Genomic DNA, 549 nt, shown 5'->3' on the forward strand with positions numbered 1-549 from the left:
CGGCGGCGGGCCGCGGCCGGACGGGGCGTTCCCGGCAGCCGGGCCCGGGACGGGAGCGCCGCCAGCGCCACGGCCGCCACCAGGAGCAGCCCGGCGGCGGGCGCTGCGAGGGCGGTCATCGCGCACCCACCGCCTCGGCGCGGCTGATCAGGGTGCGCGTCCACACCCGGCCGAGGCCCGTGAGCGCAGCGCCGGCCACGAGGGCGGCCAGCCCCCACGGGGTGGTGAGCAGCGTGCGCAGCGGGTCGACGCCCATGAGCATGCCCAGTCCGATGCCGAGCACCGGGAGCCAGGTCAGGATCCGGACGGTGGAGCGGGGGCCGGCCAGGGCGGTGCCGCGTGCGGCCTCGGCGTCGAGCTCCGCCTCGAGGGCGTCGGCGAGGCCGCCGAGCAGGGCGGCGAGGGGTGCGCCGGTGCGCTCGGAGACCTCCCAGCACAGGGAGAGCTCGGCGGTGGTGGCGACGGCCCGCCGCTCCAGCGCGCGGTGGCCCAGCTCCGGGGCCGGCACCCCCGCCAGGGCGGTCGAGACGCTCAGCCCCAGGCGGGCGG

1 protein-coding gene is annotated in these 549 nt (G+C 80.7%); it reads right to left on the reverse strand.

The annotated features are described in order from the left end of the window. Positions 1 to 115: 115 nt before the first annotated feature. Positions 116 to 549: type II secretion system F family protein (locus tag CRM73_RS19495; protein ID WP_370658584.1), on the reverse strand; the 434-nt coding region annotated here is incomplete at its 5' end.

This window comes from Kocuria sp. CCUG 69068, from assembly GCF_020833785.1.
Lineage (GTDB): Bacteria > Actinomycetota > Actinomycetes > Actinomycetales > Micrococcaceae > Kocuria > Kocuria rosea.